Below are 21,745 nucleotides of genomic sequence, written 5' to 3' on the forward strand. Positions count from 1 at the left end.
CGGCGCGGTCGCGATGTGCGTCAGGCGCGGGCGGAAGGCGGCCCGCGCGCGGCGAGTGCGTAGCGCTTCGACGGGCGGTGGGCGGAAGGGATCAGCGGCTCGGGCAGCGCATGCCGCACGGCCGGGGAAGCGGACAGGAACACCGCGTACTGCAGCGGCGGATGGCCGGCGAGCAGGCCGCAATAGCCGCAGCGGTCGAAATGTGCGTCCGACGGCGCATGCGGTTCCGCGTGCGCCACGAGCGTGTTGCCGGTTGCCGAGCAGATCGGTGCGGCCGGCAAGCCGTCATCGGGCGCCGCCGCGCGTAGTTGCGAGATCAGCGGCGCGACGAGCGCGAGCACGAGCGCGAACAGCCCGAGCCACGCGGTGGCCCGGGCCTGGAGCGTCGGCGCATATCGTGCGCCGGCGCGCGACGTATCAGGCTGCCGCGCGCGCCGCACGGCCGAACAGCAGACGGTCGATCAACCAGACCGCGACGATCGTCGCGCCCATCAGCGGGAAGACGATGCCGAGCAGCACGAGCCCCGCGATCCAGCCTCGCATCGGCGGTGCGCCCCGTTCGCGCGACGGCGCGCCCAGCTTGGCCGCAGGGCGACGCTTCCACCACATCACGGTGCCCGTGACGGCCATCGCGGCGAGCCCGAGCGACAGCACCGCGCAGATGATCTGGTTCGCGAGCCCGAAGTAGCGGCCCATGTGCAGCGACGTACCGTACGACACGGCCCGCGATACCGCGCCGTAGTCGTCATAGCGGATGTCCTTCAGCACGGCCCCGCTGTACTGGTCGATGTAGATCGTCCGCTCGGCCTTCGGGTCGTCCGGGAAGTACGATGCGGTGAACACGCCGTCCGCGCCGGACGGCAGCGCGAGCGTGTAGCCGCTCGTCACGCCGAGGCCCGCGACGATCGCGATCGCGCGCGCCAGCGGCAGCGGTGCCGGCGTCGGCGCCGACGGCGAATGCGGGACGGGCACGTTGCCGACCGCCCATGGCGTTTGCGGCAACGGCAGGTCGTCCATCACCATCCCCGGCATCGACTCGCCGGATTCGTGGTGATGCCCGGACGGCGCGGCGGCCTGGGCAGGCGCGGGCGCCGCGGCGGCACCGGGGCGCGTCGAGCGCACCGACCCGCCGCCCCATGCGCCTTCCGGCGCGCCGAGGTTCACGGTCGCGGCCAGCGCCTTGAAGTTCTTGCCCCACGAGCCCGACCACGGCAGCCCCGTCAGGATGAACGCGACCGTGCCGGCCGCGAGCCAGATGCCGGCCGTCGCGTGGAGGTTTTTCCACAGCGGCCGGCCGCGCAGTGACAGGTCGGGGCGCAGTGCCTGCCCGACGCGTGTCGTGCCGCGCGGCCACCACAGCGCGATGCCGGTGCCGATCATCACGAAGGTCCAGCATGCGGCGAGCTCCATCAGCAACTCGCCCGTCTTGCCGAGCAGCAGCTTGCGATGCAGCATCCGGTCGATCTGCATGAAGCGGTTCTCGACGCTCAGCGTGCCGAGCACGCTGCCGTCGTACGGGTTCACGTACACGCTCTCGCGGCTGCCGTCGCGCAGCCGGAACACATATTCGGCGCTGCGGTCCGGCGCGGTCGAGACCTGGACGGACACCGGCGTCGCGCCGACCGGCATCGCGGTGCGCGCGCTCGCGAGCAGTGTGTCGGAATCGAGTCGCGGTGTGGCGCGCGGCTCGACGACGAGCCGGTGCGGATACAGCAGCGGCTCGATCTGCGGCTGGAAGCAATAGAGCGTTCCGGTGATCGCGAGGACCACCAGGAACGGCATGACGAACAGGCCGGCATAGAAGTGCCAGCGCCAGAGCGTCCGGTAACCGGCGTGGGCGGATTGGGCGGGCGAGATGGCTCGCTCGACGGTGGTCGACATGGTGTCAGCTCCTCGTGTTCGTTGAGCGGCCACGCCGGCGCGGGCCGGCGGACGTCAACGCGCGTTGCACCCGCCTGCGCGCAGCGACGGAACGGGCGGCGCGACGCCAGGCGCGGAAGGGGCGCATGACGGCGTCGCCCGCGCGAGGCGGGCATGCGGGTGAACGCTTGAATCAGGTCGTGTGAGACGAACGGCATGCAGGCCCATGCACGTCGACGTGCACGAGCCGCTGGGCGGAACCGTCAGCAGAACAGGGGAGGCGCGCGGGAGGGGGGGCGATCGTCGAAGATCGATCGCACGATGGGAATACTGTCGAAGTGAATCCGGAAGCGTCGCGGCGCGGCGGCGGGAAACAGCAGCACCAGCAGCACGAACGACGCCAGCGCCGTGAACAGCGCCGCACCGAATGCGCACAGGCTGTCGCCGTTTCCGGACGATGCCGTGTTGTCGGCATGCGTGTCATGCTTGAGCGCATCGGCGAGCGCCCGCGCGTCGTTGGCCGGTGTGATCGGCGCGCCGGCATCGAAACGGGCGGCGAGTGCGGCCACGTTGACGATCAGCGGGCCGCGGCCCGAACACAGCACCACCGAGCCCGCATCCGGACCGTCCGGATCGAGCATCACGGCGCCCGACATCAGCGCGCGGGACAGCAGCGTCACGAGGAGGAACCCCCACAGAAGCTGTCGCGCGACGCCTTGCCGGAGCAGGAAGCGGCGAAGTGCGTTCATGGCGCGCGATTGTACCTCCGTTTGCGGGGAGGGGCGGGCCGTCACGCTGATGCGCGGCATCAGCCCGGCGTGCTGCCGGAAGCGGATGGGGCGCGCGCGGCGGCTATTCGGAACCGAACGATCCGCTGTCGGGCGGCGCGTTCGCCGGGCCATACGACCAGGTGCCGTCCGCTCGGGCGGTCAGCACGTTGCCCGAGCGCCGGTCGTACAGATGCCACTGTTCGTCGGCCGGTTCGTCGCCGTACGGCCAGGTCGTCAGCTTGCCGCCGAGGTCGAAATCGAACGCCCACGAACCCGGCTGGGCGCAGGGCGCGACCGATTGCAGGATCTGTCCGTCGAGCCGTTGCGCGGCGGCCGCGATGTCGCCGGATCGGGATTCGCTGTGCGCGAGCTCGTGACCGTCGAGCGCGATCGACCAATGGCAGTAGCAGATCCACAGATGCCCGTTGCCAGCCACCGTCACGTGCCGCGACGCGAGCCTGTCCCGCGCCGTCGCGGACAGGCCGGGCGAGCCGGCGAGCGGCTCCCGGACATGCAGCGCGGGTTGCCCGAATTCGAACGTGAGGAAGCTGCCCTGGCCTTTCGTCACGGACCAGGCAGGGGTTTCGCAGATGGCCGGCCAGATCTGGTCGAAGTCGACAGCGTTCACGGCGTGTGTCTCGCATCGGCGAAACCGGCGTCGGCCTCGGCCTTGGCGTCGTCCGCGCTGCCGTCATCGTCGGCCAGCAGATCGGACAGGTCGGCCGGCGACAAGCGCCGCATCGTCCGCTCGACGTCGTGATCGTAGCGGCGATCGTTCGGGTCGAGACGCTTCTGCGCCTTGCGGCCGTAGCGTTTCACGAACACGCCGAGCGCGCCGGCCAGTCGGGATTTCCGGTTCCTGGGGATCATGCGGCGAGGTTATCGGGCATGCGCGCGCCGCGAATCGGGAAGGGCCGCCGTGGGCGTGCGTGACGCCCGCGACAGCCGATGCATTGCGCCGGCTCAGGCCGGATACGCATCGTCGACTTTCAGGTTCGCGAGCCGGAACAGCGTGCGCAGCGTCTGCGGGTGAATGTCGCGGTGCGCGGCGAGCGACGTCAGCATGAAGTCGAGCACCTTCGCGTAGCGGAGCAGCACGAGGCAGCGCGCGAGATCGGGCGTGTGGCCGCGCATGTCCTCGGCGAGGTGGACCATTTCGGTGGACAGCGAGCGTGCCATCTCGAGTTCCATCTGCTGTTTTTCGGTCCAGTCGGGCAACGGCTGTTCGAGCAGCTTCGCGAGAAAGAGCTGGAATGACGTGTCGGACGAATTGGGCAGCGCATTCATGACGGGCCTCGTAACTTGCTCGGATCGTTCGGGCGTATCCGGTGGATGCACCCGAGCGTGGGTTCGTGTACGCGCGGTGATCGGCGCGGTTGTCCCCCGAATGGAATGCAGGTTCCGTACCAGCGCCGCGAGACGATTGTTGAGTAATGTTGAGCCATGGTGCGACGCGGGGCGGCGAGTCCCGCCGGTACTGGATGGCGAAGGTGATCGAGGGGGCCATCTACATGCGCGGTGCGATACGCGTGAGGGTCGCGAGACGGTGCGGCGAGGCGAAATGCTTCATGGATGTAACGTAACGCCGCGATAAAACGCGTCGCGTGGATCCCCGTTGGTCTGACGAAACGCACCGGCATGTGCGTGCCGCCTGCGCCTGCCAAGCGTTCGGCGTGCCGGAGGCGGTGGTGCGGCACGGCCGCCCTGGTCGGCGAAAGCCGATGGCGAATGTGACGGGTGTTTCAAAACCGAGACGTATTCGCGCGGCGATCCGGTTTGGCGACAGCCCAACTGGCCCAGCGAATTGTCGGCCAATTGTCCATGGGCAGACGGCGCGTGTTTGCCAACAATCCCTTGATCATCCCTGCGAGGTTCGACATGAGCGTCCACGCCTTCTTCTCGGCCAACCTGCTGCTGGCCTACACGGCCTATTTCATCGGTACGGCCAGCCCCGGGCCGAGCAATCTCGCGATCATGTCGGTCGCCGCGAACCAGGGCCGCAAGGCGGCGCTCGCGTTCGCGCTCGGCGTCATTTCAGGGTCGATGTTCTGGGCGACGGTGGCGGCGCTCGGCGTGTCGGCCGCGCTGCTGGCGTGGTCGAAGCTGCTGGTCGCGATCAAGCTGTTCGGCGGGTTGTACCTGCTGTGGCTCGCGTTCAAGTCGGGGCGCACGGCGTGGTCGGGCAAGGCGGCGGCATCGCTGAATGCGGCAGGCGAACAACGGCTGTCGCGCTTCTATGTACGCGGCGCGATGCTGCACCTGACCAATCCGAAAGCGATCCTCGTGTGGGTGTCGATCGTCGCGCTGTCGTCGAGCGGCGCGGGCGCGTCGCACGGCGCCGTCGTGCCGGGCTGCATCGTGATCGGGTGCCTGGTGTTCGGCGGTTACGCACTCGTGTTCTCGATGGACGGTGCGCGCCGGCTGTACGTGCGCGGCCGGCGCGCGATGGAAGCGTGTCTCGCCGTCGTGTTCGGCGTGGCGGGAATCCGGCTGCTGGTGTCGAACGTCTGAGGCGGGACGCCCGCAGGTCTAGCGGGCGGCGCGCCGCGTGGGCGAACGCACGGCGTCGCCCGGCGGCTCCGCCGGGCGTGTGAACAGCGACACGATCGTCTGCCGGAGCCAGCGGTGCGCGGGATGGCTGTCCCAGCGCTGATGCCAGATCACGCAGTAAGGCCGCGCGGGCATGCGTACCGGCGGTTGCCGCGACACCAGTTCCTTTTCGTGGATCGACAGATCGAGCAGCGTGGTCGGCAGCACGCCGATGAAATCCGACTCCCGGATGATCGCCAGCGCGGGCGAGTACGCATTCAGCGTGAGGACGAGATTGCGCTGCAGGCCGTGCGCGGAGAGCAGGCTGTCGTACACCGGCACCCGCATGCCGGAAAACCCGACGTCGAGATGCCGCGCCGCCAGAAAGCGTTTCAGCGTGAGCGGCCCCTTCGCGAGCGGGTGATCCTTGCGCATCAGGCAGCTCCAGTGGATCGGCCACATCTCGTGCGTGCGCACGCCGCTGCTCGGGCTCGAATCGTTCAGGTAGCCGCCGATCGCGAGGTCGACGCCGCCGCGGTCGAACATGGCCGGCAGGTCGGCGACGCTGAACGGCGTGAGCTCGATCCGCATCGATGGCGCATGCGTGCCCATGTACTGCGCGAGGCGCGGCATGATGCGCTCGACCGAGTAGTCCGACATCGCGATCGTGAAGGTGCCCCGATGCTCTTGCGGGTCGAACTGGTCGGGCGAGATCGCCTGCTTCAATGCGTCGAAGTGCGGCTGGACCGCCGACCACAGCTCGCGCGCACGCGCGGTCGGCCGCACACCCGAGACGGTCTTCTCGAACAGCACGTCGTCGAGCGATTCGCGCAGCCTGCGCAGCGCATTGCTGACCGCCGACTGTGAAAGCGCGAGCCGTTCGGCGGCGCGCGTGACGTTGCCTTCGGCCATCAATGCCGCGAACACGCGCAGCAGGTTGAGGTCGAGCTGGCGGAACACATCCTTCATCGCACATCTCCCATTCGGGTGCCGGCATCCAGCGCGTGGCGTCGGGAGCCGGCACATCGTGGCGGCCAGTGTCCGGGCCGCGTGCCGTTCGTGCAAGGCCGCGTTTGCCCTTGCGGAGAGCCGGCCGGCGCCGCGACGAAGTCGCGCGCCGCGCTCGCACCGTTATTCACGTTGGTGATGATCATATTCCGGAAATCCGTTGGACGCGGTAACGGTGCGCATCGAACATGAGCCCGAAACCACTGCAGCCAGCAGAGGGAGGAGACAAACGATGAAAGAGGATGCAGTGAATCCGGCCGGCGCCATCGCGCTCGATCGCCGTTCGGCGGCGGCGCAGCCGTCCGCGCGGGCAGGCACGATGCGCGACGTCGCGGCGGCCGCGGCAGGCAACGCGCTCGAATGGTTCGACTTCGTGATCTACGGCTATTTCGCCAGCGTGATCGCGAAGCTGTTTTTCCCGGTGGCCGGGCAGGTCGGGTCGCTGCTGCTCGCGACGGCAACCTTCGGCGTGGGGTTCGTCGTGCGGCCGCTCGGCAGTGTCGTGCTCGGGCTGTACGGCGACCGGTACGGCCGCAAGGCGGCGATGTCCGTCACGATCTGGCTGATGCTGGCCGGCACGGCCGCGATCGCGGTGGCGCCGCCCTATGCGCAGGCCGGCTGGCTCGGCGCCACGATCCTCGTGCTGGCGCGGCTCGTGCAGGGCTTCGCGGCGTCGGGCGAATTCGGCAGCACCGTCGCCTTCCTCGCGGAAAAGGCGCCGCCGCATCGGCGCAATTTCTTCGTGAGCCTGCAGATGTCGAGCACGATGCTCGCCATCGTGCTGGGCGGTACGATCGGCACGATCCTGACGACGTCGCTCAGCCCGCATCAGCTCGAAAGCTGGGGCTGGCGCGTGCCGTTCGTGGTCGGCCTGCTGATCGGCCCGGTCGGCTTCTACATCCGCAGGAGCGTGTCGGAAACCGATGCGTTCGTGCACGGCGAAGCGCTGCCGGTCGCGCAGGTGCTCAAGCGCCTGTTCGGCGAGCACCTCGCGTCGTTCCTCGCGGCGATCGGCGTGACGATCGTCAGCACCGCCGCGTTCTACATGTACCTGATCTACATGCCGACGTTCGCGGTGAAGCAGCTCGGATTGCCGATGTCCGCGCCGTTCATGAGCACGACGGTCGCCGGCATCGTGATGGTTGCGATCGCGCCGCTCGCGGGCCTGCTCGGCGACGTCTGGCGCCGGCCGGTCGCGATGGTCGCCGCGGCGATCGTCGTGCTGTCCGCGATCACGCTGCCGCTCTATTTGTGGGTCATCGCGAGCCCTTCGCTGCGCAACCTGCTGATCATGCAGGCCGCTGCCGCCGCGCCGATGGGCGTGCTCGTCGGGCTGGTGCCCGCGCTGGCCGCGCGCGCGTTCCCGGCCGCGGTGCGCAGCACCGGGCTTGCGGTGTCGTACAACATCCCGACGACGGTCTTCGGTGGTTTTTCCCCGCTGATCGTCACGTGGCTGATCGCGACCACGCACAACAAGGCTTCGCCCGCGCTGTACATCGTCGCGATGTCGGTCGTGAGCCTGGTCGCGCTGCTCGGGTTCCGACGCATGCCGCACGAATAAGCGAGCTTGATTCAGTCGATGATTGTGTCGTTGAAATGCAGGATAACGAATTAAATGTACGGGTACAGCGATATCGCAATGACCGGCTCGTACGGCCGCCCCCTCACCCTCAACAGGAGAAGTCACGCATGAAGTTCAAACCCACCTTCGCACCGCCCAGCGAGGCGGAACTCAAAGGGCGCCTCGACCGCGTGCGCGCTCGCATGGCGGAAGCCGGCCTCGATCGCTATGTGGCGTTCTCGCCGGACAACATCTACTACCTGACGAACTTCGCGAACATCGTGCACGAACGGCCGTTCGTGCTGGTCATTTCGCGCAGCGGCCCGCCGCAGTTCGTCGTGCCGCAGCTCGAGCAGCCGCATGTGCTGACGCGCTCGATCGGCGAACTCGAACTGATTCCGTACTTCGAATTCCCGGCGCCGGCCGGACGCGAATGGAGCGACCGGTTCAAGGCGCTGTTCGGGCCGGGCGAACGCGTTGGAGTCGAGTCGGTGTGTCCGTTGCAGGTCTATGCGCAGACGCCGGGCGAGCGCGTGTGCATCGACATCATCGACGACGTGCGGATGGTCAAGTCCGACTACGAGATCGGCCGCCATGTGTATGCGTGCGGGATCGCCACCGACGCGCACAACCTGCTGCTGAGCGAAGCGCGCCCGGGCCTCGGGATGGCGGAGATGTCGTCGCGCATTCGCGGCTTCATCATGCAGCGGCTGCTGGCCGACGATCCGTCGCTGAACCCGTTGGCCACGCGGATCGTCGCGGTGTTCCAGCCGGGCAGCGTGTCGCACGATCCGCACAACTTCAGCAACATCGACATGCGGATGGAAGAGGGCGGCCCGCACGTGTCGATCGTCAATGCGGTGATGAACGGCTACGGCGCGGAAGTCGAGCGGACCTTTTTCCTCGGCCACGTGCCTGATGCTGCGCGACGCGCGTTCGACGTGATGTCGGAAGGGCGACGGCTCGCGTTCGACGCGGCGATGCCCGGCGCGCTGCTGAGCGACGTCGATCGCAAGGTCAACGACTATTTCCGCCGCGCGGGGATGGGCGACCGGATGCTGCACCGGACTGGGCACGGAATGGGCGTCACCGCGCACGAGGCGCCGTTCTTCGCCGAAGGCTACGACCGGCCGATCGAGAAGGGGATGTGCCTGACGATCGAGCCGGGCATCTATATCGAGGGTGTCGGTGGCTTCCGACATTCCGATACGGTGTTGATCGGCGATGAAGGCCCGGTTCAACTGACCGGCGGGCCGCTCGATCTCGACGCGTTGACGTTCCAGGTTCGGGCGTAGTCACTCGCAGGTGCAAAAAAGCCGCTGCACGGGCGTGTGCAGCGGCTTTTTCGCGAGCGGCTCGCTTCAGAAAATGAAACCCGTATTGATGAACTTCGAGTAGTGATCCGACACGATCGAGTCGAGCAGCTGCTTGCTGCCTTCGGTCTGCTTAGCCGCGACCATCGAGCGGATCGAGAACGCGCGCAGCGCGTCACTCACCGACAGCGTGCCTTCCGCCGAATCCTTGCGGCCCGCGAACGGGAACACGTCGGGCCCGCGCTGGCACTGGCAGTTGATGTTCACGCGGCACACCTGGTTCACGAGCGGATCGACGAGCGCGCCGATCTGCGCAGGATCGGAACCGAAGATGCTGACCTGCTGGCCGTGATCCGACGTCGTCACGTAGTCGAGCGCGGTGTCGACGTCGTCGAACGTCGCCACCGGAATGATCGGCCCGAACTGTTCCTCGCGATACAGCTTCATCCCCTCCGACACCGGGTACACGACAGCCGGATAGAACAGCGTCTTGCTGAACTCGCCGCCCGAATGGTTGACGACCTGCGCACCCTTGGCCTTCGCGTCGTCGATCGCGTCCGTCATGTAGGCCGTGCGATGCATGCCGGGCAGCGGCGTGATGCTGACGCCCTTCTCCCACGGCATGCCGATCTTCAACTGTTCGAGCGCGGCGGTGAAGCGCTTCAGGAATTCGTCGACGATCGAGCGGTGCACGAGCAGCATCTTCAGCGCGGTGCAGCGCTGGCCGTTGAACGACAGCGCGCCGAGCAGGCACTCCTTCACGGTGAGGTCGAGATCGGCGTCGGGCAGCACGATCGCCGCGTTCTTCGCGTCGAGGCCGAGGATCGCGCGCAGCCGGTGCGACTTCGGGTGCTGCTTCTTCAGGTGGTCGGCCACCTTGCTCGACCCGATCAGCGCGAGCACGTTGATCTTGCCCGACGCGAGCATGTGCGGCACGACCACCGCGCCCGGCGCATAGATCGTGTTGATCACGCCCTTCGGGAACGCGTCGCGAAACGCTTCGAGCAGCGGCTCGAACAGCAGCGTGCCGTACTGGGGCGGCTTGAACACCACGGTATTGCCCATCAGCAGCGCGGGGATCAGCGTCGCGAAAGTCTCGTTCAGCGGATAGTTATACGGGCCCATGCACAACACGACGCCGAGCGGCGTGCGGCGGATCTGGCCGATCGTGCCTTCGGCGATCACGAAGCGCGAGTTCGCGTTGTCGAGCTCCTTCAGCGCGTCGATCGTCTGCGTCATGTACGTGACGGTGCGGTCGAACTCCTTCTGCGAATCGGCGAGGCTCTTGCCGATCTCCCACATGATCAGGTTCACCACCAGCTCGCGCTGCGCGACCATCCGCTTGATGAAGTCCTGCATGCACGCGATGCGCTGCTCGACCTTCATCGTCGGCCACTCGCCGCGGCCGGCGTCGTACGCGCGCACCGCGGCGTCGAGCGCCGCGTCGCTTTCCGTTTCGCCCATCACCGGGTAGCTGCCGATCTCGACCTGCTCGACGCTGCCGTCCGCCTGGCGCACGCACACGGGCGACAGCACGGTCTTGGTTGTGCCGTCCCACGGCCGCAATTCGCCGTCGACGAGCGACACGCGCTGGTGAATCGGTGAAGCCAGCCGGTACTCGGCGGGGATGTCCTGAAAGGCGGGAAACAGCTGCTGCAGGGAGGCGGAATCGGGCATGACGGTCTCGTTTGACGGGGTGTCCGGGAAGGACGGGCGATGCGAATCCTGAGCTGGTGATCCTCGATCCTGAATCGGCATCATGACGCGCGGACGACGACGCGTCACGCGTGACCATGGCCGAATCAACGAATGGAACCAGTTCCATTAAAAAGGAACGCCGACGCGAATGCAAGATTTACCGAGCCGAGCCGCGTGCACCGTAAGCATTCAGAAAGACTGTTGCCGAATGCTTGGTATAACACGCCAACTGCACCCGCAAACGTTTCCCTTGGGCCGGATTGCGCGGATAATGGCGCTTCGCGGCGAAGAAAAAAATGAAGTGAGCCTGAGAGCATATGTAGTGAAGAACGGAAGAAGGTCCGCCGCGTTGCCGATGCGAGGTCGGCTGCCCGGAGCGCCGGGTCGGGGTTGCCCGGTCCGGCGCGCACCGGACTTCGAATGCGTTCCGCCTGCTCCGACGGATGCTTCGTGATCCTCTCCAGTCTCGTCGCCGTCGTCTCCCGAATCCCGCCTATTGCCTGACCGTTCATCGCCCGATGTGGCCGATGGAATTCTTTCGTTTTTATTACGCTCGAGCCGCATTGAAGCCCGAAACAGAAAGGCATTCGTCAGGAATGCAGAGCGCCAAGCGCATGCACGTTGCGGGCAGGCGACATGTTGAAAATTAACTAAAAACACGAATCATTCTCGTTTAATATTTCGCTCCGTTACGAGCCGTGACGGAGCGTCACGGCTTCTTTCGTGCCGGTCCTGCCGGCCGGCAGCCATCCGCGCCGGCCATTCACGGGCCCGCCAGCGCGACGAGGCGATCCCTCGCGCGCCGCTTCTTGTTCACGGAAAGGATTTCGCCAGCCGATTCTCAGCGTGGTTCGCGCGTTGGCCGGATGCGTTTCCGTTCGCCGTTTTTCCTCAGCCTCTACTTCAACGATGAAACTCAACACGAGCGCGTGCCATGCGCTTCTGATCGCCACGTCGCTGGCCGGCGCACGCACCTCCTTCGCGCAGGCGAGCGATGCCGCGGCGACCTTGCCCGCGATCTCCGTCAATGCGGCAGCCGAGCATGCGTCGTACGACGGCGGCCACTCGCGCGCGGCGACCAAGACCGACATGTCGCTGATGGACGTGCCGCAGACGGTGAACGTCGTGCCGCACGCGGTGATCGAGGACCAGAACGCGACGTCGATGCAGGATGCGCTGCGCAACGTGCCGGGCGTGGGCTTTTCGGTCGGCGACGGCCAGCGCGACCAGATCACGATCCGCGGTTTCAACAGCATCACGGACCAGTACGTCGACGGCATCCGCGACGATGCGCTCTACTATCGCGACCTGTCGAACGTCGACCACGTCGAAGTGCTGAAGGGCCCGGCGGCCGTGCTGTACGGGCGCGGCTCGGCAGGCGGCATCGTGAATCGCGTGTTGAAGCGGCCGGAGGCAAACCCGGTGCGCGACGTGGGCGTGACGCTCGGCACGCGCGGCGAACGGCGCGGCGAATTCGACCTCGGCTGGAACGCGAACGATGCGGCGCGTTTCCGGATCACCGGCGCGGCCGAAAACTCGAACAGCTTCCGCGACCAGTTCCAGCTCAACCGTCAGGCGATCGCGCCGTCCGCGCAGTTCAAGCTCGACCGCGACACCGTGCTGAACGTCGAATTCGACTACCTGCACGACCGCCGCACGTCCGACCAGGGCCTGCCTGCGTATCTCGGCCGGCCGGTCAACGTGCCGATCAACACGTACTACGGCTCGGCCGACGCGGCGAACAGCTCGTACAACGACATCTCCGCGAAGAGCGCGACGGTGTCGCTCGATCACCGCTTCAGCGATTCGCTGTCGTTCCACGGCGCGATCCGCGCGTACGACTTCTCGCTCGAACGCAAGAACTACGTGACGTACGAGCCGATCAAGACCGCCGCGCACCCGGTCGTGACGCTTGACCAGTCGACGCGCCAGCGCACCGACCACGGCATCGACGGGATGTTCGAGCTTACGCAGAAGACGTCGCTGTTCGGCATGCGTCACGAGCTGCTGTACGGGCTCGAGCTGTCGCAGCAGCAGAAGTTCGACACGATCTACAGCGTGTCGAAGGTCGCGACCTACGATCTCTTCAATCCGCAGCAGGTGGTGCTGCCCGGCGTGCCGACCGGCGCGCGGGCGAAGACGAACGCGTCGACCGTCGTCGGGCTCGCGGGCGTCTACGCGCAGGACCTGATCTCGCTGACCGAGCACTGGAAGGTGCTTGCGGGGCTGCGCTTCGATTACCTGAACCAGATCCGCCACGACTACACCGCGTCGAACGTCAACCTCGACCGCACCGATCACGCGTGGAGCCCGCGCGTCGGCCTGATTTACGAACCGCTCGACTGGCTGACGCTGTACGGGTCGTTCAGCCAGTCGTTCTCGCCGCTGGCCGATACGCTGATCAGTTCCGGTGCGTTCTCGAACGGCGCCGCGCTCGCGCCGCAGAAAACCACCGCGTATGAAGTCGGCTCGCGCTTCGACCTCGGCGGCAAGGCGACGGCCAGCGTCGCGCTGTTCGACATGCGCCAGACCAACCAGCAGATCGGCGACCCCGCGAATCCCGGCTATGCGCTGCCGATCGGCACGCAGCACGTGCACGGGATGGAACTGGGCTTCACCGGTGAGATCGCGCCGAAGTGGTCGGTGTATGCGGGCTACGCGTACCTGAACGGGACGGTCGACGGTTCCGCGCAATCGACGGCGGCCAGCGTCGCGGTGTCGAGCAACACGCCGGGGCTGATGCCGCGCCACAGCGCGAATCTGTGGGTGAAGCGCGAGCTGCCGTACGGCTTCTATGCGGCGGCCGGCATGCAGTTCCAGTCGGCGCGCTATACGTCGGCGAGCGACCTCGTCACGCTGCCGTCGTTCACCGTGTTCAACCTGGGTGCCGGGTATCGCAGCAAGAAGGTCGACGTCACGCTCACGCTCGACAACCTGTTCGATCGCCGCTACTTCATTGCCGCGCACGGCAATGCGGACCTGTACAACATGCCCGGCGATCCGCGTACGCTGACCGCCACGGTGAAGTGGCACATGTAATGCACGCGATGCGCGCGTCAGGTGACAATGCGGGTCTTCGTCACGACGATCCGCATGTTACTGCCCATGATTCGCCAATCGCTTGATGCGTTGAGCATGACCGGCCGCGCCCGCGTGCTGTGCGCCCTGTTGTGGCTGGCTTGCGGCGCAGTCGCGGCGCGCGCGCAGACGATCCCGGCCGATGCCGAACCCGAATGCCGTTCGGTACATGTCGGCCGGGCAATCACGTTGTCGGGCCGTTATGCGCTCGATTACGGCGACGAATCGATCGGGTCGGAGGTGTGGTTCGAGGAGGACGACGCATCGGCACGGCGACTGCCGGACCGTTCTCAACGCGCGGGTGTGATGCAGTTCACGAACCAGGGCGATGCACGGCGCAGTCTGCGGCTGCCCGCCGCGCAACCCGAAGGCGTGTGCCGGTTCGACGGGAGCGCGACGCTCGTGATTCGCGATCTGGACACGGTGTGCCCGGGGCTGGAGGAGCCTGATCACGCGCGGCTGGTGAAGGTCGTGAAGGCCAGTCTGCCGACGCGACATGCGTGCGGGGCCGCCGCGCCATAAGGCTGGCGCGGCCGCGCCGTTACTCGACGTCCTCGTCATCCACCATATCGTCGCCATCCGCATCGGGATCCGGCGACGCATACGCGCTCGCCTGCTCGAGCAGCCAGCCGCGAAACAGCTCCAGCGGCTTGCTGTGGCTGAACTCCGTCGGATACACGAGGTAGTACGCGGAATCGCCGACGGTTGCCGCATCGCACGGCACCACCAGCCCGAGCTGCTGCAACTGTTCCTCGACGAAGAATTTCGGCACGAGCGCGATGCCGAGCCCGGCCGCGGCCGCGCTGATCAGCATCGTGTGCAGCTCGTAGCGCACGCCCTGCATCGTGCGGATGTCCTCGACGCCGTGCGTCTCGAACCACTGCGCCCACGCGCCGGGGCGCGTGGTCGAGTGCAGCAGCGGGTACGCGAGCAGATCCTCGACGCTGTGCACGGGCCGGTCGAGCAGCGCGGGCGAGCAGATCGGCACGACTTCCTCGCCGAACAGGTAATCGGACGACGTGCCGGGCCAGGTCGGCTTGCCGTAGTGGATCGCGGCCTCGAAGTGCGTGTCCTCGAACGAGAACAGGTCGGTGCGGCTGCCCATGTTCACGCGCACGTCGGGCGTGCGGTCGTAGAAGCTCTTGATGCGCGGGATCAGCCAGTGCGACGCGAAGGTCGGCAGCACCGCCAGCTCCAGGTAGCCGCCGCCGCTGCCGTGCGCGATGATCGACAGCGTGTCGCGGTCGAGCGCCTCCAGCGCGCGCCGCACCTGCGTGCCGTACAGTTTGCCGGCGCGCGTCAGCACGACGCGCTGCTTCACGCGGGCGAACAGCCGCACGCCGAGGCTGGCTTCCAGCGTCGCGATCTGGCGCGATACCGCGCTTTCGGTCAGGAACAGCTCCTTGGCCGCGTGCGTGAAGCTTTCGTGGCGCGCGGCGGCTTCGAAAGCCACGAGCGCGCCCATGTTGGGGATCTTGAATTTGCGCATGATGTTCGATTCGTCTGACGAACGGGCCTGCCCGGTGCGGGCCGGCGAGCGGAGCCAGGGACAGTCAATAATTCCAAAAACTCATCACATATCAATTTAATCTCGCTTTACGCCCGGCTGCAACCCTTTGAATAATGCTCCCCACGCAAGGTCAGGCGCCCGTGGGGCGGCCGGCCGACGAGTTGCCGGCACGTTTGCCGGCGGTCCCCCGAGACGAGAATCCTGATGCGCAATCCGAATATCGAGAGCTTGCTGACGAAGCTGCTGGGACAGGCGAAGACCGACGCCCTGTTCTCGACCCTGAACATGCCGGCCATCCTCGAAGAATGGGAAGACGGCGTCGTGACGCGCGCGGAAATCGCGCAGGCGATGAACATGGCGCTGTTCGAAGGGCTGCTCGAACGGTCGGCGAACGGCCGTGCGTATACGGCCGACGCGATTGAAAGCGGCGGCTCGGTCTATTTCGACCACGGCGCGCTGCGCACGGTGCGCTGGCCGAACACGGGCGCGCTGCCGCCGGGCGAGGCCGCGTTCACGCGCATCCTGCGTCCGCTCGGCTTCCGCCTGAACGGCCGCTACCCGCTCGACAAGCTCGGCATGACGGGCCGCGCGTATGCGCATGAAGACGCGCCGGACGAAATCGCGCAGTTCTTCGTCAGCGAACTGCATCCGGAACGTTTCTCGAAGGAATTCCAGCAGGCCGTGACGAACGTCGTGAGCACGTCGCGCGATCCGCTGTCGCCGGCGGCTGTCGCGTTGCTGTGGGAAGTCGAGCGCGAAGGCTGGCTGTCGCTGGAGGCCGCGCACGCGCTGCTGCCGGAGATCGTCGGCGCGTTCGCGCGCCAGCACGACCTGCCGAACGAGCTCGACTACGAAACGCTGCTGCTGGAATCGGCGGAAATGGCGTGGATCTCGACCGAAGGCAATGCGTTCAACCATGCGACCGACCGCGTCGCCGACGTGTTCAAGCTGTCCGACGACGAGAAGGCGAAGGGCCGGCCGATGAAGCCGGAAGTCGAGCGTTCGCGCTCGGGCCGCGTGTTCCAGACCGCGTATCGCGCGGATACCGTCGAGCGCGAATTCCGCACGCGCGACGGCGGCATGGTGAAGCGCAACGTGCCGGGTTCGTTCTACGAGTTCATCACGCGCAAGCGCACGTTCGACCAGGCGGCGCGCCGCTGGGTGACCGACCTGCGTTTCGATGCGGGTAACGCGCAGGGCATCTTCAAGATGACGGCGAACGCGGCGAAGTAACGCAGCGAAAGCGGGGCGTACCGCTTTCGGAAGAAGTGAGCCGATCGGGCAGGACGCACACGCGTCCTGCCCGATTTGCGTTGGGCGGCCCGTCATGCAGAGCGGAATGCGTGCGACCGGGCGAACGCCGGATCACGGCGTCACGGTCGTCGGTGAGATGGGGAGACAGGAAGGCGGCTGGCGCGCGCCGCGCCGTCAGAAGATGTGCGTGATCAGATAGAACAGCACCAGCAGCCCGACCGGCACGCCGAGCAGCCAGGCGATCAGGTATTTGCCCATGTCGTTGTCCTGGTGGCCGCGACGCCGTCGGCGCCGCGGTGGTTGCATTGATGCGCTATCGCATCACAGCTCGCGGTCGAATTCCTTCAACTGCTTCTCGGCCGCGTCGCGGGCGATCCCGTAACGCTCCTGGATCTTGCCGGCCAGATACTCGCGATTGCCGTCGGCCACCTTCAGGTCGTCGTCGGTCAGCTTGCCCCACTTGGCTTTCAGCTTGCCGGCGAGCTGCTTCCACTGGCCCTTGATCTTGTCCTCGTTCATGCTGTGCTCCTTGTCGTGCAGGGATAAAAGGCGCGGCGGCGTGCCGCGCCGGGAGGTCAGGCCTTCGCCTTCAGGCCGGATGCGTCGACGTGCTTCACGCCCTTGACCGCGCGCGACACGGCGATCGCCTTCTTCACGGCGATCTTGGTCGGCAGCACGCCCGCGAGCGTGACGACGCCGTCGACCGTCTTCACGCTGATGTCGACGCTCTTCAGGCCGTCGACGGTGGCCAGTCGGCCCTTTACCTTGGTCGTGATCCACGTGTCGGTGACGGGCTGGTTCGATTCGGTCTTCATGCCGTTGCCGGTCGATGCGTCCTGCGCAACCGCGTTCGTGAGCGGCGCGGCACTTAGCAGGAAAGCCGCGCTGACGGCGAGCAGCGTCGAAAGGTGGCGGGTCTTGTTCATGGGTGTTCTCCTTCGCTTGGCGTGATGAATCGATGAATGCGAACCGCGCCGCGCATCACCTGACGATCGGCGTGTCGTAGCCGGGCTCGCGCGGCGGCATATCGGGGCGCGGCATGTCGGGCGGCAGCGGAACCGGCGGATCGGTGCCGGGCGGCGGTTCGGGCGGGCTGTCCGGAGGCGGTTCGGGCCGCGTCGAATCGGGTGTCTGATGCAGCTTCATCGTGCTTCTCCTCTGCGGTTCGGAAGGCAGCGCATGAGCACCGATGCAGGACCAGCGTACCGGGGCGAACGTGTGCGGACATCGCGCAAATTCACCTGATCGGCTAGTGCGTTTGCACGGGGCGTCGTGAAGGGCGGGAGACGGGCGGGGGAGTGGCGCGGCGCGTAGCCATCGCACGCGCGGCGTGGAATGGCGGGCCAGCCGGATGCATGGCGGATCGGCGGGGTGTCGAACGATAGCGCGTGCCGTGCGAATGTACTATGCCGGATAGTGCATTCGCGCCTGTCGCGCACCGGTGCGGCACGCGATCATCGCCACACGCGCCGGCCGGCGCGTGTCGACGAAGCGGCAACGGGGCCGGCGGTCATGCTGACGACAGGGACAACCATTCGATGAACGAACAGGTCAACGAACAGGCAAACGAGCAGGCGCTGAAGTCGCATACCGACCGGCGCCAGCTGCACCAGATCATCGCGGGGCTCACCGAGGGCGTGATCCTGGTCGAGCCCGACCAGCGGATCGTGTGGGCGAACGAAGCCGCGCTCGCGATGCACGGCGTGACCGAGCTGAAGGCGCTCGGCGCGACCGTCACCGATTACCGCGAGCGCTTCCGGCTGCGCTACCGGAACAACCATCCGGTGCGCGACGGCCACTATCCGATGGATCGCGTGATCGCGGGCGAGGAGTTCAGCGACGTGACGGTCGAAGTCGAATCGGCCGCCGACGAAACCGTGAGCTGGGTTCATCGCATCCGCAGCCTCGTGCTGACGAACGCGGCCGGCGAACCCGACTGCCTCGCGCTCGTGCTGCACGACGCGACCGAATGGGCGAGCGCCGAGGAGCGCTTCGAGCGCACCTTCAACGCAAACCCGGCGCCGGCCGTGATCTGCCGGCTCGACGACCTGCGCTACGTGAAGGTCAACCAGGGCTTTCTGGACATGACCGGCCACGCGCGCGACGACGTGCTCGGCCGCTCGGTGTACGAGATCGACGTGCTCGAACAGGCCGAGCGGCGCGAACTCGCGATCGAGCGGCTTGGCGAAGGCGCAACGATTCCGCAGATGGAGGCCGTGCTGAAACTCGCGGACGGCAGCGCGAAGGCGGTGGTCGTCGCCGGGCAGCCGATCGACATGAACGACGAGGCGTGCATGCTGTTCACGTTCATGGATCTCGAGCCGCGCAAGCAGGCCGAGCGCGCGCTGCGGCAGAGCGAGGAACGCTTCGCGACGGCGTTCCGGATGGCGCCGGTCGCCACCGCGATCGTCACTGCCGACCGCTTCGAATTGCTCGACGTGAACGGTGCGTTCGCCGCGATGACGGGCCATGCGCAGGACGACCTGCTCGGCAAATCCGCGGACGAGATCGGGCTGTGGGCCGAACGCGGCGCGTGGCCGCGCATCGAAGGCCGGCTCGCGCGCGACGGCAACGTGCGCAATGCCGACGTGCAGATCCGCACGCGCGAAGGCGACGTGCGCGATTGCGTCGTGTCGGCCGACCCCGTCGCGATTCACGGGCGCGACTGCCTGCTCGTCGCGCTGCTCGACATCAGCGATCGCAAGCGAACCGAGATGGAGCTTGTCTATGCGATCGAAACGGCGATGCAGGATGCGTCGTGGTTCAGCCGCACGCTGATCGAGAAGCTCGCGAACGTGCGGCGCGCGAATGCGCCGGACGCGGGCGCTCAACTGTCGGACCTGACCGCGCGCGAGCGCGACGTGTTCGACCTGCTGTGCCATGGCCTGGCAGACAAGGAGATCGCCGGCCGCCTCGGGCTCGCGCCGAACACCGTGCGCAATCACGTCGCGACGATCTACGCGAAGCTCGACGTGCACAGCCGCGGCGAGGCGATCGTGTGGGCGCGCGAACGCGGGATCGTCGGCGCGGCCGAAGCGAACGGCGCGCGCGGCGAGAAGGGCGGCGCGAAGGGCAAGGACTGACATCGTCGGTACGAATGCACCAGATGCGCTGGTGCATCCGCATCTGCCGCGCGCGGCGCCCGCTTGCGATGCTGTCCACTCGGCGGTGCGGCGCTGGCCGTCACGTCGCCGGCTCTCCCCAACCATCGCAGGAGACGACCATGGACAGGAATCGCATCGAAGGCAAGCTCAAGCAGGTCAAGGGTTCGGTCAAGGAAGCGCTCGGCAAGGTGACGGGCGACCGCAAGACGGAAGCGGAAGGCGTCGCCGAACAGGAGGCGGGCAAGATGCAGGAGCAGGCCGGCGAGGCAGCCGATGCGGTGCGCAAGCAGGCGGGCACCGATCGGCACTGACCGATGACGCGGCGCCGCCGGCGCCGCGATGGCCGGTCGGGCCGTCATCGCAACGATGATGCGCCGCCGGCATGACCACGGCCGGCCTTGATGGACGGGCGCCGGCGCGGCTTCACGCGGCAACGATCCACCCACGGCTCACCGATGCGCGGGCCGCGGGCCGGCGGCGAACGCGGAACTTGATGATAAATCCTCACAACATAGTTCCGATATTTCGTTTGCTGGACGGGTATTGGCTACCCACAATCCATTCACCTCTTTCGCGATGAAAGGCTCTTCGGAGACGGAGCCGCGGCGATCGACCGGCCGGTTTGCGGGCATTGCATGACGCCCCGGCGGCGGACGAGATGACCGGCACGCGGGAGGTTGCCGACGCGCGGCGATCGCGCGTTGCATCCCGGCCCCCAGAACAAGGATTGTCATGACGTTCCGCATTCGTTCGCTTTCCGGCGTCGCATTGACCGCCGCGATCCTCGCGCTCCAGACGGGCGCGGTTCACGCGCAGGAGACGGTCGTCAAGGTCGGCGTGGCCGGCCCGCTGACGGGCGGCGGCGCCGCCTACGGCAAGGACATCGAGAACGGCGTGCGCATGGCCGTCGATGAAGCGAACGCCGCGCATACGACGGTGGGCGGCAAGCCCGTGAAGTTCGTCGTCGCGTCGCAGGACGACCAGAGCGATCCGCGCACCGGCGTGCAGGCCGCGCAGCAGCTCGCCGACGCGCAGGTGGCCGTCGTGATCGGCCACTTCAACTCGGGCACGACGCTGCCCGCATCGAAGATCTACGCGAAGGCGGGCATTCCGATGATCACGCCGTCGGCGACCAATCCCGACATCACGCGCGCCGGGCTCGGCACCGTGTACCGCGTGATCGCGACCGACACGCAGAACGCCGGCAACGCAGGCGCCTATGCGGCGAGCGTGACCAAGGCGAAGCGCATCGCGATCATCGACGATCGCACCGCGTTCGGCCAGGGCGAAGCCGACGAATTCGAGAAGTCCGTGAAGGCGAACGGCGGCACGATCGTCGCGCGCGAATTCACGAACGACAAGGCGGTGGACTTCAGCGCGCAGCTCACGAAGATCAAGAGCACCAATGCCGATCTCGTGTTCTTCGGCGGCCTCGACGCGCAGGCCGCGATGCTCGTGAAGCGCATGCGCCAGCTCGGCATCCGCGCGCAGTTTCTCGCGGGCGGCGGCGTGATGAACGCGAACTTCATCAAGCTGGCGGGCAATGCGGCGGAAGGCGCGTCCGTGTGGGAATACGGGCAGCCGCTGGCGCGTCTCGCGAAGGGCAAGGAGTTCGAAACGAAATTCAAGCAGAAGTACGGCATCGACATGCTCGCGTACGCGCCGTTCGCGTACGACGCGACGTGGATCGCGATCAACGCGATGCAGAAGGCGAACTCGACGAAGCCGGCCGATTTCAACGGCGCGCTGAAGGGCACGCGCTACGACGGCATTACGGGCACGATCGCGTTCACGAACACGGGCGACCTGAAGAACCCGAGCTCGACGCTGTATGAGGTGAAGAACGCCGCGTGGCAGCCCGTCACGACGAAATCGGCGGATTGAACGCAACAGGCGCGCGCGGACTTTCGCGGCGATGCCGGACGTGCTGAAATGCCATCAGCGATCGGTTGCGATCGCGGCGCACGCCGGTGTGGCAGCCGCACGAGTCCGCCCGCGCGACGCCGCGCGTGACGCGGCACGAACAACCTACGGGCGGGGCCGGCTGGCCGCGCCCAACA

Annotated in this window: 22 protein-coding genes; 9 read left to right on the forward strand and 13 right to left on the reverse strand. The window is 67.0% G+C overall.

Translation table 11 applies throughout. The features are described 5' to 3' along the window. Positions 1-20: 20 nt before the first annotated feature. The 6 genes from G3O06_RS11645 to G3O06_RS11670 form a co-directional block, all read right to left on the reverse strand. Positions 21-440: a DUF2946 domain-containing protein gene (locus G3O06_RS11645; RefSeq protein ID WP_174915770.1), complete on the reverse strand. Its 420-nt coding sequence runs from the start codon at positions 438-440 to the stop codon at positions 21-23. After that, entirely contained in the window at positions 418-1,881 is a 1,464-nt protein-coding gene (locus G3O06_RS11650; protein WP_205816108.1) for a PepSY domain-containing protein, read from the reverse strand. Before G3O06_RS11650 ends, G3O06_RS11645 begins: the two co-directional genes overlap by 23 nt. 242 nt (positions 1,882-2,123) lie before the next feature. Then, positions 2,124-2,609 (reverse strand): hypothetical protein, encoded by a 486-nt coding sequence (locus tag G3O06_RS11655; protein WP_205816109.1) that lies wholly within the window; start codon positions 2,607-2,609, stop codon positions 2,124-2,126. 103 nt (positions 2,610-2,712) lie between these two features. Then, the gene (locus G3O06_RS11660) at positions 2,713-3,258 is read right to left on the reverse strand and encodes a hypothetical protein (RefSeq protein WP_174979372.1); all 546 of its coding nucleotides are present in this window, start codon (positions 3,256-3,258) and stop codon (positions 2,713-2,715) included. Continuing rightward, positions 3,255-3,500 carry a hypothetical protein gene (locus tag G3O06_RS11665; RefSeq protein WP_205816110.1) on the reverse strand — a complete coding sequence of 82 codons (246 nt, stop codon included), beginning with the start codon at positions 3,498-3,500 and terminating at the stop codon, positions 3,255-3,257. The genes G3O06_RS11660 and G3O06_RS11665 overlap by 4 nt, the downstream gene beginning before the upstream one ends. Positions 3,501-3,593: 93 nt before the next feature. Then, positions 3,594-3,917 (reverse strand): DNA-binding protein, encoded by a 324-nt coding sequence (locus G3O06_RS11670; protein WP_174915765.1) that lies wholly within the window; start codon positions 3,915-3,917, stop codon positions 3,594-3,596. Between the two features lie 591 nt (positions 3,918-4,508). On the opposite strand from G3O06_RS11670, the gene G3O06_RS11675 reads away from it, so the two are divergent. Continuing rightward, complete coding sequence (locus G3O06_RS11675; RefSeq protein ID WP_205816111.1) at positions 4,509-5,141, forward strand: LysE family translocator; 633 nt, start codon at positions 4,509-4,511, stop codon at positions 5,139-5,141. Positions 5,142-5,159: 18 nt separating this feature from the next. On the opposite strand, the gene G3O06_RS11680 is transcribed toward G3O06_RS11675, so the two are convergent. Beyond that, positions 5,160-6,128: a LysR family transcriptional regulator gene (locus G3O06_RS11680; protein ID WP_205816112.1), complete on the reverse strand. Its 969-nt coding sequence runs from the start codon at positions 6,126-6,128 to the stop codon at positions 5,160-5,162. A 271-nt stretch (positions 6,129-6,399) separates the two neighbouring features. Between G3O06_RS11680 and G3O06_RS11685 the strand changes: the two genes are divergently transcribed. Next, positions 6,400-7,728, forward strand: coding sequence for an MFS transporter (locus G3O06_RS11685; protein WP_205816113.1), 1,329 nt, complete (start codon positions 6,400-6,402; stop codon positions 7,726-7,728). 128 nt (positions 7,729-7,856) lie between these two features. Beyond that, positions 7,857-9,023, forward strand: a complete 1,167-nt coding sequence (locus tag G3O06_RS11690) for a Xaa-Pro peptidase family protein (RefSeq protein WP_205816114.1) — start codon at positions 7,857-7,859, stop codon at positions 9,021-9,023. Between the two features lie 66 nt (positions 9,024-9,089). On the opposite strand, the gene G3O06_RS11695 is transcribed toward G3O06_RS11690, so the two are convergent. Continuing rightward, on the reverse strand, positions 9,090-10,718 hold the full coding sequence (locus G3O06_RS11695) for an NADP-dependent glyceraldehyde-3-phosphate dehydrogenase (RefSeq protein WP_174979365.1): 1,629 nt from the start codon (positions 10,716-10,718) through the stop codon (positions 9,090-9,092). A 930-nt stretch (positions 10,719-11,648) separates the two neighbouring features. Here G3O06_RS11695 and G3O06_RS11700 point away from each other — a divergent pair. Continuing rightward, complete coding sequence (locus G3O06_RS11700; RefSeq protein ID WP_205816115.1) at positions 11,649-13,778, forward strand: TonB-dependent siderophore receptor; 2,130 nt, start codon at positions 11,649-11,651, stop codon at positions 13,776-13,778. A gap of 27 nt (positions 13,779-13,805) precedes the next feature. Continuing rightward, complete coding sequence (locus G3O06_RS11705) at positions 13,806-14,339, forward strand: hypothetical protein (RefSeq protein WP_241019818.1); 534 nt, start codon at positions 13,806-13,808, stop codon at positions 14,337-14,339. Positions 14,340-14,358: 19 nt separating this feature from the next. Here G3O06_RS11705 and G3O06_RS11710 read toward each other — a convergent pair whose 3' ends face one another. Next, entirely contained in the window at positions 14,359-15,306 is a 948-nt protein-coding gene (locus tag G3O06_RS11710; protein WP_205816116.1) for a LysR family transcriptional regulator, read from the reverse strand. Between the two features lie 225 nt (positions 15,307-15,531). Between G3O06_RS11710 and G3O06_RS11715 the strand changes: the two genes are divergently transcribed. Beyond that, complete coding sequence (locus G3O06_RS11715; RefSeq protein WP_205816117.1) at positions 15,532-16,560, forward strand: DUF1338 domain-containing protein; 1,029 nt, start codon at positions 15,532-15,534, stop codon at positions 16,558-16,560. A 195-nt stretch (positions 16,561-16,755) separates the two neighbouring features. Here the strand turns inward: G3O06_RS11715 and G3O06_RS49665 are convergent, their stop codons facing one another. Genes G3O06_RS49665 through G3O06_RS11730 form a run of 4 tightly spaced genes read right to left on the reverse strand, consistent with a single transcriptional unit; the run spans position 16,756 to position 17,727 of the window. Continuing rightward, entirely contained in the window at positions 16,756-16,887 is a 132-nt protein-coding gene (locus G3O06_RS49665) for a hypothetical protein (RefSeq protein WP_277403709.1), read from the reverse strand. 15 nt (positions 16,888-16,902) lie between these two features. Then, entirely contained in the window at positions 16,903-17,100 is a 198-nt protein-coding gene (locus G3O06_RS11720; RefSeq protein WP_085040850.1) for a CsbD family protein, read from the reverse strand. Positions 17,101-17,156: 56 nt separating this feature from the next. Then, on the reverse strand, positions 17,157-17,507 hold the full coding sequence (locus G3O06_RS11725) for a BON domain-containing protein (protein ID WP_205816118.1): 351 nt from the start codon (positions 17,505-17,507) through the stop codon (positions 17,157-17,159). A 55-nt stretch (positions 17,508-17,562) separates the two neighbouring features. Next, positions 17,563-17,727, reverse strand: coding sequence for a hypothetical protein (locus G3O06_RS11730; RefSeq protein ID WP_205816119.1), 165 nt, complete (start codon positions 17,725-17,727; stop codon positions 17,563-17,565). A 392-nt stretch (positions 17,728-18,119) separates the two neighbouring features. Here G3O06_RS11730 and G3O06_RS11735 point away from each other — a divergent pair, with 392 nt between their 5' ends. From G3O06_RS11735 to G3O06_RS11745, 3 genes are all read left to right on the forward strand, one after another. Next, entirely contained in the window at positions 18,120-19,664 is a 1,545-nt protein-coding gene (locus G3O06_RS11735) for a helix-turn-helix transcriptional regulator (protein ID WP_205816120.1), read from the forward strand. A gap of 140 nt (positions 19,665-19,804) precedes the next feature. After that, positions 19,805-19,996: a CsbD family protein gene (locus G3O06_RS11740; RefSeq protein WP_205816121.1), complete on the forward strand. Its 192-nt coding sequence runs from the start codon at positions 19,805-19,807 to the stop codon at positions 19,994-19,996. A gap of 421 nt (positions 19,997-20,417) precedes the next feature. Beyond that, positions 20,418-21,569, forward strand: a complete 1,152-nt coding sequence (locus G3O06_RS11745; RefSeq protein WP_089443313.1) for a branched-chain amino acid ABC transporter substrate-binding protein — start codon at positions 20,418-20,420, stop codon at positions 21,567-21,569. Positions 21,570-21,745 lie beyond the last annotated feature (176 nt).

The organism is Burkholderia sp. Ac-20345, assembly GCF_017104825.1.
GTDB lineage: Bacteria > Pseudomonadota > Gammaproteobacteria > Burkholderiales > Burkholderiaceae > Burkholderia > Burkholderia lata_B.

Excerpts from the sequence above, each read along its gene's own strand:
- G3O06_RS11675 (WP_205816111.1), top strand. The coding sequence starts at position 4,509 with ATGAGCGTCCACGCCTTCTTCTCGGCCAACCTGCTGCTGGCCTACACG.
- G3O06_RS49665 (WP_277403709.1), bottom strand. The coding sequence starts at position 16,887 with ATGCAACCACCGCGGCGCCGACGGCGTCGCGGCCACCAGGACAACGAC.
- G3O06_RS11695 (WP_174979365.1), bottom strand. The coding sequence starts at position 10,718 with ATGCCCGATTCCGCCTCCCTGCAGCAGCTGTTTCCCGCCTTTCAGGAC.
- G3O06_RS11700 (WP_205816115.1), top strand. The coding sequence starts at position 11,649 with ATGAAACTCAACACGAGCGCGTGCCATGCGCTTCTGATCGCCACGTCG.
- G3O06_RS11730 (WP_205816119.1), bottom strand. The coding sequence starts at position 17,727 with ATGAAGCTGCATCAGACACCCGATTCGACGCGGCCCGAACCGCCTCCG.
- G3O06_RS11685 (WP_205816113.1), top strand. The coding sequence starts at position 6,400 with ATGAAAGAGGATGCAGTGAATCCGGCCGGCGCCATCGCGCTCGATCGC.
- G3O06_RS11680 (WP_205816112.1), bottom strand. The coding sequence starts at position 6,128 with ATGAAGGATGTGTTCCGCCAGCTCGACCTCAACCTGCTGCGCGTGTTC.
- G3O06_RS11745 (WP_089443313.1), top strand. The coding sequence starts at position 20,418 with ATGACGTTCCGCATTCGTTCGCTTTCCGGCGTCGCATTGACCGCCGCG.
- G3O06_RS11650 (WP_205816108.1), bottom strand. The coding sequence starts at position 1,881 with ATGTCGACCACCGTCGAGCGAGCCATCTCGCCCGCCCAATCCGCCCAC.
- G3O06_RS11735 (WP_205816120.1), top strand. The coding sequence starts at position 18,120 with ATGAACGAACAGGTCAACGAACAGGCAAACGAGCAGGCGCTGAAGTCG.
- G3O06_RS11665 (WP_205816110.1), bottom strand. The coding sequence starts at position 3,500 with ATGATCCCCAGGAACCGGAAATCCCGACTGGCCGGCGCGCTCGGCGTG.
- G3O06_RS11655 (WP_205816109.1), bottom strand. The coding sequence starts at position 2,609 with ATGAACGCACTTCGCCGCTTCCTGCTCCGGCAAGGCGTCGCGCGACAG.
- G3O06_RS11715 (WP_205816117.1), top strand. The coding sequence starts at position 15,532 with ATGCGCAATCCGAATATCGAGAGCTTGCTGACGAAGCTGCTGGGACAG.
- G3O06_RS11670 (WP_174915765.1), bottom strand. The coding sequence starts at position 3,917 with ATGAATGCGCTGCCCAATTCGTCCGACACGTCATTCCAGCTCTTTCTC.
- G3O06_RS11710 (WP_205816116.1), bottom strand. The coding sequence starts at position 15,306 with ATGCGCAAATTCAAGATCCCCAACATGGGCGCGCTCGTGGCTTTCGAA.
- G3O06_RS11690 (WP_205816114.1), top strand. The coding sequence starts at position 7,857 with ATGAAGTTCAAACCCACCTTCGCACCGCCCAGCGAGGCGGAACTCAAA.
- G3O06_RS11725 (WP_205816118.1), bottom strand. The coding sequence starts at position 17,507 with ATGAACAAGACCCGCCACCTTTCGACGCTGCTCGCCGTCAGCGCGGCT.
- G3O06_RS11740 (WP_205816121.1), top strand. The coding sequence starts at position 19,805 with ATGGACAGGAATCGCATCGAAGGCAAGCTCAAGCAGGTCAAGGGTTCG.
- G3O06_RS11705 (WP_241019818.1), top strand. The coding sequence starts at position 13,806 with ATGCGGGTCTTCGTCACGACGATCCGCATGTTACTGCCCATGATTCGC.
- G3O06_RS11720 (WP_085040850.1), bottom strand. The coding sequence starts at position 17,100 with ATGAACGAGGACAAGATCAAGGGCCAGTGGAAGCAGCTCGCCGGCAAG.